At 54.6% G+C, this 15,132-nt stretch carries 16 protein-coding genes; 10 read left to right on the top strand and 6 right to left on the bottom strand.

All coding sequences use genetic code 11. From position 1 onward, the window contains the following. The first annotated feature begins 11 nt into the window (after positions 1 to 11). The 4 genes from tsaB (at position 12) to rnd (ending at position 4,470) form a co-directional block, all read left to right on the top strand. Complete coding sequence (tsaB, locus tag AC2LB6_RS21915) at positions 12 to 710, top strand: tRNA (adenosine(37)-N6)-threonylcarbamoyltransferase complex dimerization subunit type 1 TsaB (protein ID WP_490095123.1); 699 nt, start codon at positions 12 to 14, stop codon at positions 708 to 710. Positions 711 to 770: 60 nt separating this feature from the next. Next, a complete protein-coding gene (locus AC2LB6_RS21920) occupies positions 771 to 1,367 on the top strand; it encodes a Slp family lipoprotein (RefSeq protein WP_490095124.1) in 597 nt (198 codons plus the stop codon). 206 nt (positions 1,368 to 1,573) lie between these two features. After that, entirely contained in the window at positions 1,574 to 3,250 is a 1,677-nt protein-coding gene (gene fadD, locus AC2LB6_RS21925; protein WP_490095125.1) for a long-chain-fatty-acid--CoA ligase FadD, read from the top strand. Between the two features lie 98 nt (positions 3,251 to 3,348). Further along, positions 3,349 to 4,470, top strand: a complete 1,122-nt coding sequence (gene rnd / locus AC2LB6_RS21930; protein WP_490095126.1) for a ribonuclease D — start codon at positions 3,349 to 3,351, stop codon at positions 4,468 to 4,470. A 53-nt stretch (positions 4,471 to 4,523) separates the two neighbouring features. On the opposite strand, the gene minE is transcribed toward rnd, so the two are convergent. Genes minE through minC form a run of 3 tightly spaced genes read right to left on the bottom strand, consistent with a single transcriptional unit; the run spans position 4,524 to position 6,356 of the window. Next, on the bottom strand, positions 4,524 to 4,793 hold the full coding sequence (minE, locus tag AC2LB6_RS21935) for a cell division topological specificity factor MinE (protein WP_008925314.1): 270 nt from the start codon (positions 4,791 to 4,793) through the stop codon (positions 4,524 to 4,526). Between the two features lie 3 nt (positions 4,794 to 4,796). Next, positions 4,797 to 5,609 (bottom strand): septum site-determining protein MinD, encoded by an 813-nt coding sequence (gene minD, locus AC2LB6_RS21940; RefSeq protein ID WP_090960400.1) that lies wholly within the window; start codon positions 5,607 to 5,609, stop codon positions 4,797 to 4,799. Positions 5,610 to 5,642: 33 nt separating this feature from the next. Further along, on the bottom strand, positions 5,643 to 6,356 hold the full coding sequence (gene minC / locus AC2LB6_RS21945) for a septum site-determining protein MinC (RefSeq protein WP_490095127.1): 714 nt from the start codon (positions 6,354 to 6,356) through the stop codon (positions 5,643 to 5,645). 155 nt (positions 6,357 to 6,511) lie between these two features. Here minC and AC2LB6_RS21950 point away from each other — a divergent pair, with 155 nt between their 5' ends. From AC2LB6_RS21950 to ycgN, 3 genes are all read left to right on the top strand, one after another. Further along, positions 6,512 to 6,787, top strand: a complete 276-nt coding sequence (locus AC2LB6_RS21950) for a YcgL domain-containing protein (protein WP_090960406.1) — start codon at positions 6,512 to 6,514, stop codon at positions 6,785 to 6,787. A gap of 316 nt (positions 6,788 to 7,103) precedes the next feature. Beyond that, the gene (locus AC2LB6_RS21955) at positions 7,104 to 7,763 is read left to right on the top strand and encodes a fumarylacetoacetate hydrolase family protein (RefSeq protein ID WP_490095128.1); all 660 of its coding nucleotides are present in this window, start codon (positions 7,104 to 7,106) and stop codon (positions 7,761 to 7,763) included. 65 nt (positions 7,764 to 7,828) lie between these two features. After that, positions 7,829 to 8,275: a cysteine cluster protein YcgN gene (ycgN, locus tag AC2LB6_RS21960; RefSeq protein ID WP_090960412.1), complete on the top strand. Its 447-nt coding sequence runs from the start codon at positions 7,829 to 7,831 to the stop codon at positions 8,273 to 8,275. Between the two features lie 58 nt (positions 8,276 to 8,333). On the opposite strand, the gene dsbB is transcribed toward ycgN, so the two are convergent. Continuing rightward, positions 8,334 to 8,864 carry a disulfide bond formation protein DsbB gene (gene dsbB / locus AC2LB6_RS21965; RefSeq protein WP_490095129.1) on the bottom strand — a complete coding sequence of 177 codons (531 nt, stop codon included), beginning with the start codon at positions 8,862 to 8,864 and terminating at the stop codon, positions 8,334 to 8,336. Positions 8,865 to 9,325: 461 nt separating this feature from the next. On the opposite strand from dsbB, the gene fadR reads away from it, so the two are divergent. Further along, entirely contained in the window at positions 9,326 to 10,045 is a 720-nt protein-coding gene (gene fadR, locus AC2LB6_RS21970) for a fatty acid metabolism transcriptional regulator FadR (protein ID WP_490095130.1), read from the top strand. Positions 10,046 to 10,103: 58 nt separating this feature from the next. Here the strand turns inward: fadR and AC2LB6_RS21975 are convergent, their stop codons facing one another. Further along, positions 10,104 to 11,639, bottom strand: coding sequence for a SpoVR family protein (locus AC2LB6_RS21975; protein WP_490095131.1), 1,536 nt, complete (start codon positions 11,637 to 11,639; stop codon positions 10,104 to 10,106). Positions 11,640 to 12,143: 504 nt separating this feature from the next. Here AC2LB6_RS21975 and AC2LB6_RS21980 point away from each other — a divergent pair. Beyond that, positions 12,144 to 13,445, top strand: a complete 1,302-nt coding sequence (locus AC2LB6_RS21980) for a D-amino acid dehydrogenase (protein WP_490095132.1) — start codon at positions 12,144 to 12,146, stop codon at positions 13,443 to 13,445. Between the two features lie 19 nt (positions 13,446 to 13,464). After that, positions 13,465 to 14,535 (top strand): catabolic alanine racemase DadX, encoded by a 1,071-nt coding sequence (dadX, locus tag AC2LB6_RS21985; protein ID WP_490095133.1) that lies wholly within the window; start codon positions 13,465 to 13,467, stop codon positions 14,533 to 14,535. Here the strand turns inward: dadX and AC2LB6_RS21990 are convergent. Further along, the coding region (locus AC2LB6_RS21990) for an MFS transporter (protein WP_490095134.1) at positions 14,528 to 15,132 on the bottom strand (605 nt) is incomplete at its 5' end. The genes dadX and AC2LB6_RS21990 overlap by 8 nt on opposite strands.

Below are 15,132 nucleotides of genomic sequence, written 5' to 3' on the forward strand. Positions count from 1 at the left end.
CTGAGGTAGTCATGTCAGCCCGAATTTTAGCGCTGGATACGGCAACAGAAGCCTGTTCAGCCGCCTTGCTGAATCAGCAACAGATTGATGCCCGATTTGAGATCGCCCCGCGCGATCACACTCAGCGTATTTTACCGCTGGTCGAGGAGCTCCTGCTGGCGCAGCAGCTGGAACTGACCGATCTGGACGCGCTCGCCTTTGGTCGCGGCCCCGGCAGTTTTACCGGTGTGCGCATTGGCATTGGTATTGCACAGGGCCTGGCACTGGGTGCCTCACTGCCGATGATCGCCGTTTCCACGCTGGCGACGCTGGCGGAAGGCGCATGGCGTCTGCACGGGGCAACCCGGGTATTAACCGCTATCGACGCGCGGATGGGCGAGGTCTACTGGGCCGAATATCAGCGTGATGAGCAGGGTGCCTGGCAGGGTGAAGCCAGCGAAAGCGTGCTGTCGCCCGAGGCGGCACTGGCACGGATGCAGGCGCTCTCTGGCGAGTGGATGACCGCTGGCACCGGCTGGCAGGCTTACCCTGACCTGCAGCAGGGACATAATCTGACCCTGACCGCCAGTGAGGTTACCCTGCCCGCCGCACAGGATATGCTGCCGCTGGCGACGCTTGCGCTGGCGCAGGGGAATACGCTGCTGCCGGAGACGGCGGAGCCGACTTATCTGCGAAATGAAGTCGCCTGGAAAAAATTACCTGGCCGGTAAAATGCACGCAACTTATTGTTATGCGTCCAGTCTAAGTCTTTACCTAACGGGAGAGCGTTTATGTCGTCAATGTGTGGTAAAGGGCTTTCAGGTCTGCTGTTGACCTGTGTGCTGGCGTTAACCGGTTGTGTCTCCATTCCTGACACGCTGCAGGGCAGTTCACCGCAGCCGCAGCAGGATCTGTTGCGGGTCATGAGCAATCCTTCGCTCTTTGTCGGACAGGAATCGCGCTTTGGTGGCAAGGTAGTGAATGTCACTAACCTGAACGGCAAAACCCGGCTTGAGATTGCGGCACAGCCGCTGGATGACAGCGCCAGACCGCGTCTGGGTGCGGCCTCGGTTGGCCGGATTTATGCCGATATCCACGGTTTTGTCGATCCGGTGGATGTGAAAAACCAGTATGTCACGGTGCTGGGTACGCTGAAGGGCACGGAGCAGGGCAAAATTGGTGAGGCAGATTACAAATTTGCGGTTATCGATGTGCGTGGCTATCAGCGCTGGCGCCTCGCTCAGCAGGTAACGGCACCGCCGCAGCCGATGGATCCCTGGATCTGGTACGGTCCGACACGTCATCGCGGCGGATACTGGGGGCCTAATCCTTATTGGGGAATGGTCAACAGTGGCCCGACAGAGGTCCAGACCATTCTGACCGAGTAATGTACAAATGATTTTATTCAGCCCGGTCGCGGTGCTCGCTGCCGGGCTTTTTATTGGCCTGATTTCTTAGCACGAAATTTAGTGATGCACTTCGCAACCTCAACATGCCGAAACAGGCAAACTGGTACAATCAGTTAAAATATTGTTAACAAACCAGATTGGCTGAGGCAGCGATGGAAATACAACATAATTATCGGGGTGGATCCTTGAATAAGGTTTGGCTGAAACGCTACCCGGCAGATGTGCCTGCCGAAATAAGTGCAGATCGTTACACCTCGCTGGTGGATCTGTTTGAGCAGGCTGCAAAACGCTACGCCGATCAACCCGCGTTCGTGAACATGGGTCAGAAGATGAGTTATCGCCAGCTGGAAGAGAAGAGCCGCGCTTTTGCCGCCTATCTCCAGCAGCAGCTGGGCCTGAAAGCGGGTGACCGCGTGGCCCTGATGATGCCTAACTTACTTCAGTATCCGGTAGCCCTTTTTGGTGTGCTGCGCGCGGGTATGGTGGTGGTCAATGTTAACCCGCTCTACACGCCGCGTGAGCTGAAGCATCAGCTCAATGACAGCGGTGCCAGCGCCATCGTTATCGTCTCGAATTTTGCCCATACCCTGGAAAAAGTGGTGGGGGATACCGTGGTGCGTCACGTCATTCTGACCCGCATGGGCGATCAGCTGGCGCCGATAAAAGCGACGCTGGTTAACTTTGTCGTCAAATATGTGAAGAAGTTGGTGCCTAAGTATCATCTGCCGGGTGCCATCTCTTTTCGCCAGGTACTCGAAGTGGGTGACACGCTCAATTATCAGCGTCCGACCGTCTCGAATGATGATCTCGCATTCCTGCAATATACTGGCGGCACCACCGGCGTGGCTAAAGGGGCGATGCTGACCCATCGCAACATGCAGGCGAATCTGGAGCAGACTCGCGCCACCTACGGCAAAGTGCTGCGCGACGGTAAAGAGTGTGTCGTCACGGCGCTGCCGCTTTACCACATCTTCGCTTTAACGGTGAATGGTCTGCTTTTCCTGGAGCTGGGCGGTCAGAATCTGTTGATTACCAATCCACGCGATATTCCCGGCTTCGTTAAAGAGCTGGGGAAATTTCCGTTTACCGCCATCACCGGCGTGAATACGCTGTTCAATGCGCTGCTCAACGATGAGCATTTCAATAAACTCGATTTCTCCACGCTGCGTCTCTCTGCCGGTGGCGGCATGGCGGTGCAGAAAGTGGTGGCTGAGCGCTGGGAAAAGCTGACCGGACACTATCTGCTGGAGGGCTATGGCCTGACCGAATGCTCTCCGCTGGTATCGGTCAATCCATATGATATCAGCTGTCATACCGGCAGTATCGGCCTGCCGGTGCCTTCTACCGATGTGCGGATTCTGGATGACGACGGCAATGAAGTGCCGCCGGGGGAGCCGGGCGAACTCTGCATCAGCGGTCCGCAGGTGATGCTGGGCTACTGGCAGCATCCGGAAGCGACAGCAGAAGTGCTGAAAAATGGCTGGCTCCACAGCGGTGATATTGTTACCGTTGATCAGGAAGGCTTTATTCGCATCGTTGACCGCAAAAAAGATATGATTCTGGTCTCTGGTTTTAATGTCTATCCGAATGAAATCGAAGATGTGCTGATGCAGCACCCGAAAGTGCGTGAAGCCGCGGCGATTGGTGTGCCCAGCGATCTTTCTGGCGAAGCAGTCAAAGTCTGCATCGTGAAAAAAGATGCATCGCTGACCAAAGAAGAAGTGCTCGACCATTGCCGCCGTCAGCTGACCGGTTACAAGGTACCAAAAATCATTGAGTTTCGTGATGAGTTACCGAAAACCAACGTCGGTAAAATCCTGCGGCGTGAGCTGCGCGACGAGGCGAAACCCGGCGCGAGCTGAGTCCGGGCAGGAATTGAGGTTGAACGCCGGCATGTCCGGCGTTTTTATTGTTTTTAACATGGAGCGCCGCGCGTTGTTGGCTGCGGTGGAAATCAGACGTGAACTATTCCCTTATCGACCAGGATGATCAACTGGCAGACGTGTGTCAGAAAGCGCGCCAGCACGCGGCGGTGGCACTGGATACCGAATTTGTCCGCACCCGCACTTACTACCCGCAGCTTGGCCTGATCCAGCTGTTCGACGATCATCAGCTGGTGCTGATTGACCCGCTGAATATCCGTGACTGGTCACCCTTTATTGCCTTGCTGACTGACACCGGCGTCACCAAATTCCTGCATGCCGGTGGTGAAGATCTGGAAGTTTTCCTGCACCGTTTCGGCGTACTGCCGACGCCTATGATCGACACCCAGATTCTGGCGGCCTTCTCCGGCCAGCCGCTCTCCTGGGGCTTTGCGTCGATGGTAGCGCATTTCACCCAGGTCGAACTCGATAAAAGCGAATCACGTACCGACTGGCTGGCACGCCCTCTGACTCAGCGTCAGTGCGAGTATGCGGCGGCAGACGTTCACTATCTGCTGCCGATTGCCCGTCAGCTGATGATCAACACGGAAGAGGCTGGCAACATGGCGGCGGCACTCAGTGAGTGCGATAACCTGTGTCAGCGTCGTCTGGATAGCCTGTCGCCGGAGGAAGCCTGGCGCGATATCACCAATGCCTGGCAACTGCGCCCGCGTCAGCTGGCGGCACTGCAGCGACTGGCGTCCTGGCGTCTGAAGCTGGCGCGTGAAAAGGATATGGCGGTGAACTTTGTGGTGCGCGAAGAGCACCTGTGGAAAGTAGCGCGCTTTATGCCTGGTTCACTGGGTGAACTGGATCATCTGGGGCTGTCAGGCCATGAAATCCGTTTCCACGGCAAAACGCTGGTGGCGCTGGTGGCCGAAGCAGAGGCGCTGGATGAGAGTGAATTGCCGGCTCCGCTGGGCAACCTGATCGACCATCCGCACTACAAGCAGGTGTTCAAGGCGATGAAAGCGCTGGTGCAGCAGGTCAGCGAGAAGAGTGGGTTCAGTCAGGAGTTACTGGCGTCACGACGTCAGATTAATCAGGTATTGAGCCAGCACTGGGGCCTGAAGCCACAGGGGCGTCAGCCGGAGTTACTCACCGGATGGCGGGGGGAACTGCTGAAACCCGGCATTGAGGAAATTCTGGCGGGTTGTTAACCGGTTAAATTTCCCCTGCCAGAGCGCAGGGGAAATTCATGAAACGGTCAGCGTCATTTAGTCACTTCATCCGTTTCCGGCAGCGTGACGTTCAGCTCCAGAATCGAGATATCATCCCCTTTCTGATCGAGCTGAACCGTCACCATTTCTGGATCGATCTTCACATATCTGCAAATCACTTCCAGAATGTCGCGCTTAAGTTGCGGAAGATAGTGGGGCTCACTGTCGCCCCTTCTCCGTTCTGCCACGATAATCTGCAGCCTTTCCTTGGCTATGTTGGCAGTGTTCTTCTTCCGGGATAAAAAGAAATCAAGTAATGCCATGGTTTATCCCCCGAACAGGCGTTTCAGGAAACCCTTCTTCTCTTCTTCGATAAAGCGGAAGGGGCGTACTTCACCGAGCAACCGTTCAACGGTATCGGCATAGGCTTTGCCAGCATCAGATTCGCCGTCAAGAATCACCGGTTCACCCTGGTTAGAGGCACGTAACACCGATTGATCTTCAGGGATCACGCCGACCAGAGGAATGCGCAGGATTTCCAGCACATCCTCCATGCTCAGCATATCACCACGGTTCACCCGGCCAGGGTTATAACGGGTCAGCAGCAGATGCTCCTTCACCGGGTCCTGACTGTTTTCAGCGCGACGGGATTTGGATGAGATGATGCCAAGGATGCGGTCGGAGTCACGGACAGAAGAGACTTCCGGGTTGGTGGTGATAATGGCTTCATCGGCAAAGTAGAGCGCCATCAGTGCGCCGGTTTCAATCCCTGCCGGTGAGTCGCAGACGATGAAATCAAATTCCATCGCCGCTAAATCGTTCAGGACTTTTTCAACACCTTCACGGGTCAGCGCATCTTTATCACGGGTCTGCGACGCAGGCAGGATATAGAGCAGTTCGGTGCGTTTGTCGCGAATCAGCGCCTGGTTCAGTGTGGCATCGCCCTGGATAACGTTAACGAAGTCGTAGACCACACGGCGTTCACAGCCCATGATCAGATCCAGGTTACGCAGACCGATATCAAAGTCGATGACAACCGTCTTTTTGCCTTTCTGCGCTAAACCGGTGGCGATGGCCGCGCTTGACGTGGTCTTACCAACGCCCCCTTTACCGGATGTAACTACAATAATGCGTGCCATAAATGTTGATTTCCTTAACAAAAGAAAAGGGGCCTAATTAAGTGTCTGGATAGTCAGCGCGCCATCCTGCAGGCACAGGCGCGCAGCTTTACCAAAAAATTCTTGCGGGATCTGATCCATGATCCAGTACTCTCCGGCAATCGAGACCAGCTCGGCAGCCAGGTTGGTACAAAAAATCTGGCAGTTCTGGTCACCGCTGGCACCTGCCAGTGCGCGACCACGCATCATGCCGTAAATATGAATGTTGCCATCGGCGACCAGTTCGGCGCCGGCGCTAACGCTGCTGGTGATAATCAAATCAGCGTCACGCGCATAAATCTGCTGGCCAGAGCGCACCGGTGTGTTCACGATGCGAGTTTTCGTTGCCACCGTCTCGGTTACAACCGGCTGCGGTTCAGGTAGGGGAGCCGGCTGCGGCGCTTCAGCGCGCGGTCTGGCCTCTTTACCTTCTGCCAGTACCGGCAGGCCTGCAAGGGAGATCATGCGTTTAAGTGCTTCATTTTTGCAGCCGCTCACGCCGACGATGCGTAAACCGGTGGCGAGAATCGCCTGCTGCATCTGTTTCCAGTTAACATCGGCACTCAATGTGGCGACGTTAAGTACGACCGGGGCGTTTTTCAGGAAATCCGGAGCCTGGTCAATCTTGTCCTGGAGTGCCTTGCGAATCACCGCAGGGTCATGGTGATGCAAATGGACGACAGACAGGGTGAAACTGCTACCTTTGAATTCGATTGGCGTTTGCGACATCTGTCCCGACTCAGTCCTGTTTTCACTACCGTTAGCAAGGCGATGATAAAATCATCGCTGAAGCGCTAACGGTGAATATTCGAAGTTCTGCAAGCATGTTATAGTTACAGCTATATTCAGACAAGCCTCAACGCCGGTTAATTCGAGTAAAAAATATGTTTTGTGTGATCTACAGAAGCCCGTTACGTGACCAGACTTATCTCTATGTTGAAAAAAAGGACGATTTTTCGCGCGTTCCGGAAGAATTGCTGAAAGGTTTTGGCAAGCCGCAGCTGGCGATGGTGCTAAAGCTGGCGGGCCGCGACAGGCTGGCTAACGCGGATATCAATAAAGTGAAGCAGGGATTGAGTGAGCAGGGCTATTATTTACAGCTCCCTCCGCCGATTGAAAGTCTGCTAAAAATTCATTTAGAGACCGATAAAAAAGTTTAACTCGGATTCTTCTGTAAATATAAATCCTGTCGGTGCGATCCTGGCAGGATAATATTGCTCTGAAGCTGCGCAAAATTAACGGTGCAGCTTATCTGTTTCACTCATTACTAAATTCTCTGCGCATTTTTCTCTCCCGATTTGTACGATTATTCAGCGATTCGACGCCTTCATTTACGCTTTTTGACAAATTCCGCACCCTGGACCGTTAAAAGGATCTTATTATCACGCCATGAGGTTGGCATTTCGATCAACGCATAAGCAAACATCAACCCGCCAGCAGCGCTGGCATCACACCTAACCTGAACAGGGGATGAGCATGTATCAGCATCGTAACTGGCAAGGCGCCTTGTTAGATTTTCCGGTCAGCAAAGTGGTTTGCGTCGGCAGTAATTATGCAAAACATATTAAAGAGATGGGCAGCGCAACACCGACCGAACCGGTAATCTTCATCAAGCCGGAGACGTCGTTGTGTGATTTACGTCAGCCGCTCTCGATTCCCGACGCCTTTGGCGAAGTCCATCACGAAGTGGAACTGGCGGTGCTGATTGGGGCGACCCTGAAGCAGGCGACTGAAGAACACGTGGCTAAGGCGATTGCAGGCTATGGCGTAGCGCTGGATCTGACGTTGCGTGACCTGCAGTCCAGGCTGAAAAAAGCGGGCCAGCCATGGGAGAAATCCAAGGGCTTTGATAACGCCTGTCCGGTCTCCGGTTTTATCCCGGTGTCGGACTTCAGCGGCAACCCGCAGAATGTCGAACTGAAGCTGGTGGTGAATGGTGAAGTGCGTCAGCACGGCAATACCGAGGACATGATTCATAAAATCCTGCCGCTGATTGCCCACATGAGCCACTACTTTACCCTGCGCGCTGGCGATGTGATTCTGACAGGCACCCCAGAAGGGGTTGGCCCGATGCGCTCGGGTGACCAGCTGGAAGTCTCCCTGGCGGGCCACGGCATCAGCACGCGCGTACTCTAAAAACTTGCATCACCGCAGCATAGGCTTTATAAGGTGCGGTTTAGGCACAATCCGGATAAATCATCATGACTGACACCCCTTTCTGGCAACAAAAACGCCTGGCACAAATGAGCGATGAGGAATGGGAATCCTTGTGTGATGGTTGTGGACAGTGTTGCCTGAACAAGTTGCAGGATGCCGACACCGATGAGATCTACTTCACCAATGTCGCCTGCGATCAGCTCAATATTAAAACCTGCCAGTGCCGTAACTATGAGCGCCGCTTCGAGCTGGAAGAGGATTGCATCAAGTTAACGCGTGAAAATCTGACCACCTTTAACTGGCTGCCGCGCACCTGCGCTTATCGGCTGCTGGGTGAGGGCAAAGATTTACCCGCCTGGCATCCGCTGCGGGCCGGTTCGAAAACCGCGATGCACGCGCAGCGTATTTCGGTGCGTTATATTGCGGTGCGGGAGAGTGAAGTGCGGGACTGGGAAGATCACATCATTGATCGTCCCGATCGCAACGGCTAAGCGCCGCTGCATTAACCCGAATAGTAAAAAAGGCTGCCACTGGCAGCCTTTTTTGCTCTCAGCGACCAAAGAGATCGCGGCGTTTCGGTTTCAGCGGTTGGGCAATCAGCACCAGCGCGGCGACCAGCAGATAACCGGCGAACACCACAATCATCCACTGCGGCATGCTGAACGTCAGGAACGTCCAGCTGCGTTCTGCGCAGTCACCGCTGGCCAGAAATACCGACGGCAGCCACTTATCCAGCGGCAATCCGCTGGGGAAGCGGGCAGCAAAATCACAGGTGGTGAAGGGATTAGGGTGCAGCTGAATCATCGTATGTTCATAAGAGAGACGCAGACCTTCCCAGGCACTGTAGATCCACAACGCCAGCGCCGCCAGACGCAACGGCGATTTCGGCGCAATCGCGCCCACCAGGCCCGCGCCCAGCACACCAAACAGCGCATTACGCTCATAAATACACATCACGCAGGGCTTCAGACCCATCACGTGCTGAAAAAAGAGAGCCGTCAATTCCAATGCAAGAGCCGTCAGTGCCAGTAATAACCAGGCTCCGCGTCCCCGTGAACATTGATTCAGATATCGCAACATATTGCATTCCCTGTAAACGTTAATGCCACGCAGTGTAAACCAAAAGCGTTTACAAACCAGCCAGGGACGGGGAAAAATCGTATGCAAACATGACCTGATTCTGATCCAGAGCAGGTTAAATGAGGATAAAAAGGCGATGTCCGTTCAGCAAACAGAGCGGACAGCGAGGCGGGTGACAAAGCAGGCTGCTATCGGCAGCGAGAGAAACGGCAGACGCAGACTATCCGGTGCGAACATCCCGCGCTTTCAGGACGACATTTTGCGGCTCTGGCACACGCATTGTTTCAGCACGGAAAATCGTATCAAATGACCCTCGTCTTAAAGCAGCAGAAATAACTGTCAGCCATTCTGAAATATGCGCCCGCGCCCGGTTTTAATAGTTATGCAGGCTATATCCGCTATAGGGCGTCTGGTATGATGAGTCCTCATCATGATTAGAAAAGCAACGAGAACACATTGCTATGGTTATAAAGGCTCAGAGTCCAGCGGGATTTGCTGAAGAGTATATTATTGAAAGCATCTGGAACAGTCGCTTTCCACCTGGATCGATTCTTCCTGCTGAGCGTGAGCTTTCTGAATTGATTGGGGTGACGCGCACCACCTTGCGTGAAGTGCTGCAGCGCCTGGCGCGCGATGGCTGGCTGACGATTCAGCACGGCAAACCGACGCGGGTGAATGATTTCTGGGAGACGTCTGGCCTGAATATTCTGGAAACGCTGGCCCGTCTTGATCATGACAGCGTTCCGGTGCTGATTGATAACCTGCTCTCAGTCCGCAGTAATATTTCATCGATCTTTATCAGCCGTGCGCTGCGCCATCATCCGGACAAAGCGCGTGAAGTGCTGGAGACGGTGAGTGCCGCAGCCGATCAGGCGGATTCCTACACCGAACTTGACTATCGGATATTCCGTGGTCTGGCGTTTGCTTCAGGTAATCCTATTTACGGTCTGATCCTGAATGGCCTGAAAGGTCTGTACACCCGCGTTGGCCGTCACTACTTCTCTAATCCGGAAGCCCGTCAGGTCGCGCGCGATTTCTATCTCAAACTGCTGGCGCTGTGCGACAAAGAACCAGGACAGGATGAGATCGTGGACGTGGTGCGCAACTATGGCCGCCGCAGCGGTGAAATCTGGCACAGCATGCAGAAGAATCTGCCCGAAGACCTCGGCAACAAGCGCTAAAAAAACCGGACATCGCGTCCGGTTTTTTGTTTCTAACCCATCACCTTCAGATGACCCGTCAGAGTGAAGCACCCCGTGGTGGATTGCGATCCAGCAATTCCACACTGCCATCCTCGTTCTGCTGCTCCAGAATCACATCAAATCCCCACAGACGATGCACATGCTTCAGCACCTCGCGACGGCTTTTATCCAGCGGCGTACGAGTCTGCGGCACATAGCGCAGCGTCAGCGAACGATCACCGCGCACATCCACGTTATAAACCTGAATGTTTGGTTCAAGATTACTCAGGTTGTACTGTGCAGAGAGCTGCTGGCGAATCGCCCGGTAGCCCGCTTCATCGTGGATCGCGGCGATTTCGAGATAGTTATTACGGTCATCATCCAGTACGGTGAACAGCCGGAAATCGCGCATCACTTTCGGTGACAGGAACTGGCTGATAAAACTCTCATCCTTGAACTCACGCATCGCAAAATGCAGTGTTTCCAGCCAGTCTGAACCGGCGATATCCGGGAACCAGTAGCGATCCTCTTCGGTCGGCGACTGACAGATACGCTTGATATCCTGCATCATCGCAAACCCTAAGGCGTAAGGGTTTATGCCGTTGTACCACTGACTGTTATAGGGCGGCTGAAACACGACGTTAGTGTGGCTGTGCAGGAACTCCATCATAAAGCGTTCCGACACTTTGCCTTCGTCATAGAGGTGATTCAGGATGGTGTAATGCCAGAAGGTCGCCCAGCCCTCATTCATCACCTGGGTCTGTTTCTGCGGATAGAAATACTGGCTCACCTTGCGCACGATGCGCAGGATCTCACGCTGCCATGATTCCAGCAGCGGAGCGTTTTTCTCCATAAAATAGAGCAGGTTTTCCTGCGGCTCAGAAGGGTAGCGTGCAGCTTCAAAGGCTACGGCTTCTGTCTCGCGGCGTGGCAGGGTACGCCATAAAGTGTTTACCTGACTCTGCAGATACTCTTCACGGCTCTTCTGCCGCGCCTTCTCCTCCTGCAGGGAGATCTTCTGCGGACGTTTATAGCGATCGACGCCATAATTCATTAAGGCATGGCAGGAGTCGAGTAGTCGCTCGACCTCTTCGACGCCATAGCGCTCTTCGCAGTCACTGATATAGTTTTTGGCAAACAGCAGGTAATCGACAATTGAGCCGGCATCCGTCCAGCTGCGGAACAGATAGTTATTTTTGAAGAACGAGTTGTGGCCATAGCAGGCATGCGCCATTACCAGCGCCTGCATGGTCATGGTGTTCTCTTCCATAAGGTAGGCGATGCAGGGGTTGGAGTTGATGACAATTTCATAGGCCAGACCCTGCTGACCATGCTTATAGCGTTGCTCGGTCTCGATAAACTTTTTGCCGAATGACCAGTGTGAATAGTTGATGGGCATGCCGACGCTGGAATAGGCATCCATCATCTGTTCAGAGGTAATGACTTCGATTTGGTGCGGGTAGGTATCAAGCCGGTAGAGTTTAGCGACCCTGTCGATCTCTGCTAAGTAGACATCGAGCAGTTCGAATGTCCAGTCTGGTCCGTCATTGAGTCGTTTGCTGTCTCTGATGGCTTCGTCAAAGATTGTCGTCATAGCGCACCTCTTTTATGCAAACCGGCTGACCCGAAAGACAACCCGTTCTGGTTATTTAAGGCTTCATCCTGAAAAAGGGAACCCGAAAAAAACTGAGCGAACACAACAATGATAGCCCACTGTCGCTTATCCGAAATGCGAACTCAAACGAATTCTTTGGCACAAAATCATTAAGACGGATGCGGCAGGGAATTTAATAGCCTTTAATTCGAACGTTATTTCAAAATGCGGAATATCATCCTGTTTATAAGCAGAATGTATGGGGTTGAATGATTCTCCTGCCGCGCTCAGATTTAACTGCCTTTGTTGTCATTTATTTCTGTGTTTATGCATTAAGGCGCATAAAGCGCTGAAATTGACCGCGTGACAAGATTTTAGTTACCTGAAAAGTGAAAAAGATGTGAAATGGATGCTGAATTTATGAGGTGGTGTCCGCTGTGTAAATCCGCTGACTATCATCTGCTGAACAGTGAATTATGCTTTTACATGCCGGGTGGGGGAGCTATGCACGTTGTAATTCTTGGAAGTGGTGTGGTTGGAGTGGCAAGCGCCTGGTATCTGGCGCGTGCCGGACATCAGGTAACCGTTATCGATCGTCAGCCCGCCGCGGCGATGGAGACCAGCGCAGGCAATGCCGGTCAGATCTCACCGGGCTATGCCGCGCCATGGGCAGCACCGGGCGTGCCGCTGAAAGCGGTGAAGTGGATGTTCCAGCGCCACGCGCCGCTGGCTATCCGGCTCGATGGCAGCAGTTTCCAGCTGGAGTGGATGTGGCACATGCTGCGCAACTGCGACATCAACCACTATCAGCAGAACAAAAGCCGCATGGTGCGGATTGCCGAATACAGCCGTGACTGCCTGAAAGCGTTGCGTTCCGACACCGGCATCGCCTATGAGGGCCGTCAGGGCGGAACGCTGCAGCTGTTCCGCACCCAGCAGCAATTCGACAGCGCCAGTAAAGATATTGCAGTGCTGCGCGACGCGGGCGTTCCCTATGAGCTGTTAGAGGCGCATGAGCTGTCACGCGTTGAACCGGCGCTGGCGGCAACCCAGCATAAACTCACCGGCGGATTACGTCTGCCCAACGATGAAACCGGCGACTGCCAGCTCTTTACGCAGCGGCTGGCAAAAATGGCCGAAGAGGCGGGTGTGGTTTTCCGCTTTAACACCCCGGTCGATCATCTGCTGCGCGATGGCAACCGCATTTATGGCGTGAAGTGCGGCGAGGAGATAATAAAGGCGGACAGCTATGTGGTGGCATTTGGTTCCTACTCCACCGCGCTGTTAAAAAACGTTATCGATATTCCGGTCTATCCGCTGAAAGGCTACTCCCTCACCATTCCGATTAAAAACCCTGATGCCGCGCCGGTTTCGACAATCCTGGATGAGACCTACAAAGTGGCAGTGACCCGGTTTGACGATCGTATTCGTGTCGGCGGGATGGCGGAGATTGTTGGTTTTAACACCAAACTCACCGAAGCGCGGCGGGAAACGCTGGAGATGGTCGTCAGTGATCTCTATCCTGAAGGTGGTCATGTCGCGCAGGCGAGTTTCTGGACCGGTCTGCGTCCGATGACGCCAGACGGTACGCCGATTGTGGGTGCCACGCCAATCTCCAATCTCTGGCTCAACACCGGTCACGGTACGCTGGGCTGGACGATGGCGTGTGGTTCGGGTCAGTTACTGGCCGATCTCATCTCCGGTAAAAAGCCTGCCATTGCGGCGGATGACTTAGCGGTGTTCCGCTACTTACCCGGTTTCGCGGCGACCTCATCGCCGCTGCGTAACGCCAACGCAACTCGTTAAGTATTCAGGGAGAGAGAGGATGTCACGTCCGATTATCGCGACCATCAATCAGCAGGCGTTACGTCATAACCTGACGGTCGTTCGCCAGGCAGCGCCCGCATCGCGCGTCTGGTCAGTGGTGAAGGCCAATGCTTACGGCCATGGGATTGATCGCGTTCGCGAGGCGTTATCCGCCACCGATGGCTTTGCACTGCTGAATATGGAAGAGGCGATCCAGCTGCGTGAGCAGGGGTGGAAAAAGCCGATTCTGCTGCTGGAGGGGTTCTTCCAGCCAGAGGATCTGCAGCTGATCGACCGCTATCGCCTCACCACCAGCGTGCACAGCAACTGGCAAATCAAAGCGCTGGCCAGCGCCACGCTTTCTGCGCCGGTGGATATCTATCTCAAAATGAACAGCGGAATGAACCGTCTGGGTTTTCGTCCGGAGCAGGTAAACGGCGCATGGCAAAAGCTGCGGGCGCTGAGCAATGTCGGTGAGATGACGCTGATGGCCCATTTTGCCGATGCTGAAAATCCTCAGGGGTTGATTGCTCCGTTGCAGCGCGTAGAGCAGGCGGCAGAGGGACTAAATTGCCCACGATCGCTCTCTAACTCCGCCTGCACCTTATGGCATCCTGAAGCGCATTTTGACTGGGTTCGTCCCGGTATCATTCTGTATGGCGCATCGCCCAGCGGTGACTGTCAGGACATCGCTGGCAGTGGCCTGAAGCCGGTGATGACCTTAAGCAGTGAGATTATCGCAGTTCAGCAATTACAGGCTGGCGATGGCGTGGGTTACGGCTATCGCTATCACGCCAGCACGGCGCAGCGGATTGGCGTGGTGGCCTGCGGTTACGCCGATGGCTATCCGCGTCATGCCCCAACCGGTACGCCGGTCTGTGTCGATGGCGTGATGACGCAGGTGGTGGGCGCAGTTTCCATGGACATGATCACGGTAGATTTAACGCCTTGTCCTCAGGCCGGGATTGGCTCAGCCGTTGAGCTATGGGGTGAGCAGGTGAAAATCGATCAGGTGGCAAAAGCAGCCGGAACGGTAGGGTACGAGCTCATGTGCGCACTGGCACCCCGCGTTCCGGTCACTGTTATTTAAGCGCGGTCAGGCTGCCGCGCATCTTTCTGCTGCAGCGCCAGGCGATAAAGGCCAGCGCTGCACCCAGCAGCATCATCAGACTCAGCGACAGCTTCTCTGCCACCGGCAGCGCGACGATCACCAGGCTGCCTGCCGCACCCCCCGCCATCTGAATAAATCCCTGCAGGGCGGATGCTACGCCCGCCTGTTGCTGATACGGCTCCAGCGCATAGCTGGTGGCCGGTCCCACTGTAAAGGCCAGTCCGGCCACCGATACCGCCACCGGGAACATGTAGAGCGCCCAGTGCGTCTGCATCTCCGCCGGGAAAATCTGCGTCCCCGCCACCAGCAGCACCGCGCCCAGCAGCATGGTGAAGAATCCCATCGCCAGACAGAACGGTCGACCCGCTTTGCGAATCGCTTTATTCACGAACATGCTGACAAACATGATCCAGAAACCGTTGGCCCCGAAAGCAAATGAGAACTGGATCGGTGTGAGCCCGCCTTCGGTCATTAATACCTGCGGTGCCAGCGACACGTAGGTCAGCACCATGCCCAGCGCACCGGCATTGGCAAACGCGAACGCCAGGAAACGCGGCTGACGCAGAATTTCAGCGT

Source organism: Pantoea sp. RCC30.1 (genome assembly GCF_058148845.1).

What these genes read in the sequence shown, in the direction of transcription:
- AC2LB6_RS21955 (WP_490095128.1), top strand. Translation starts at nt 7,104, where the DNA reads ATGTATCAGCATCGTAACTGGCAAGGCGCCTTGTTAGATTTTCCGGTC.
- fadR (WP_490095130.1), top strand. Translation starts at nt 9,326, where the DNA reads ATGGTTATAAAGGCTCAGAGTCCAGCGGGATTTGCTGAAGAGTATATT.
- AC2LB6_RS21980 (WP_490095132.1), top strand. Translation starts at nt 12,144, where the DNA reads ATGCACGTTGTAATTCTTGGAAGTGGTGTGGTTGGAGTGGCAAGCGCC.
- dsbB (WP_490095129.1), bottom strand. Translation starts at nt 8,864, where the DNA reads ATGTTGCGATATCTGAATCAATGTTCACGGGGACGCGGAGCCTGGTTA.
- ycgN (WP_090960412.1), top strand. Translation starts at nt 7,829, where the DNA reads ATGACTGACACCCCTTTCTGGCAACAAAAACGCCTGGCACAAATGAGC.
- tsaB (WP_490095123.1), top strand. Translation starts at nt 12, where the DNA reads ATGTCAGCCCGAATTTTAGCGCTGGATACGGCAACAGAAGCCTGTTCA.
- dadX (WP_490095133.1), top strand. Translation starts at nt 13,465, where the DNA reads ATGTCACGTCCGATTATCGCGACCATCAATCAGCAGGCGTTACGTCAT.
- minD (WP_090960400.1), bottom strand. Translation starts at nt 5,609, where the DNA reads ATGGCACGCATTATTGTAGTTACATCCGGTAAAGGGGGCGTTGGTAAG.
- AC2LB6_RS21950 (WP_090960406.1), top strand. Translation starts at nt 6,512, where the DNA reads ATGTTTTGTGTGATCTACAGAAGCCCGTTACGTGACCAGACTTATCTC.
- minE (WP_008925314.1), bottom strand. Translation starts at nt 4,793, where the DNA reads ATGGCATTACTTGATTTCTTTTTATCCCGGAAGAAGAACACTGCCAAC.
- minC (WP_490095127.1), bottom strand. Translation starts at nt 6,356, where the DNA reads ATGTCGCAAACGCCAATCGAATTCAAAGGTAGCAGTTTCACCCTGTCT.
- AC2LB6_RS21920 (WP_490095124.1), top strand. Translation starts at nt 771, where the DNA reads ATGTCGTCAATGTGTGGTAAAGGGCTTTCAGGTCTGCTGTTGACCTGT.
- AC2LB6_RS21975 (WP_490095131.1), bottom strand. Translation starts at nt 11,639, where the DNA reads ATGACGACAATCTTTGACGAAGCCATCAGAGACAGCAAACGACTCAAT.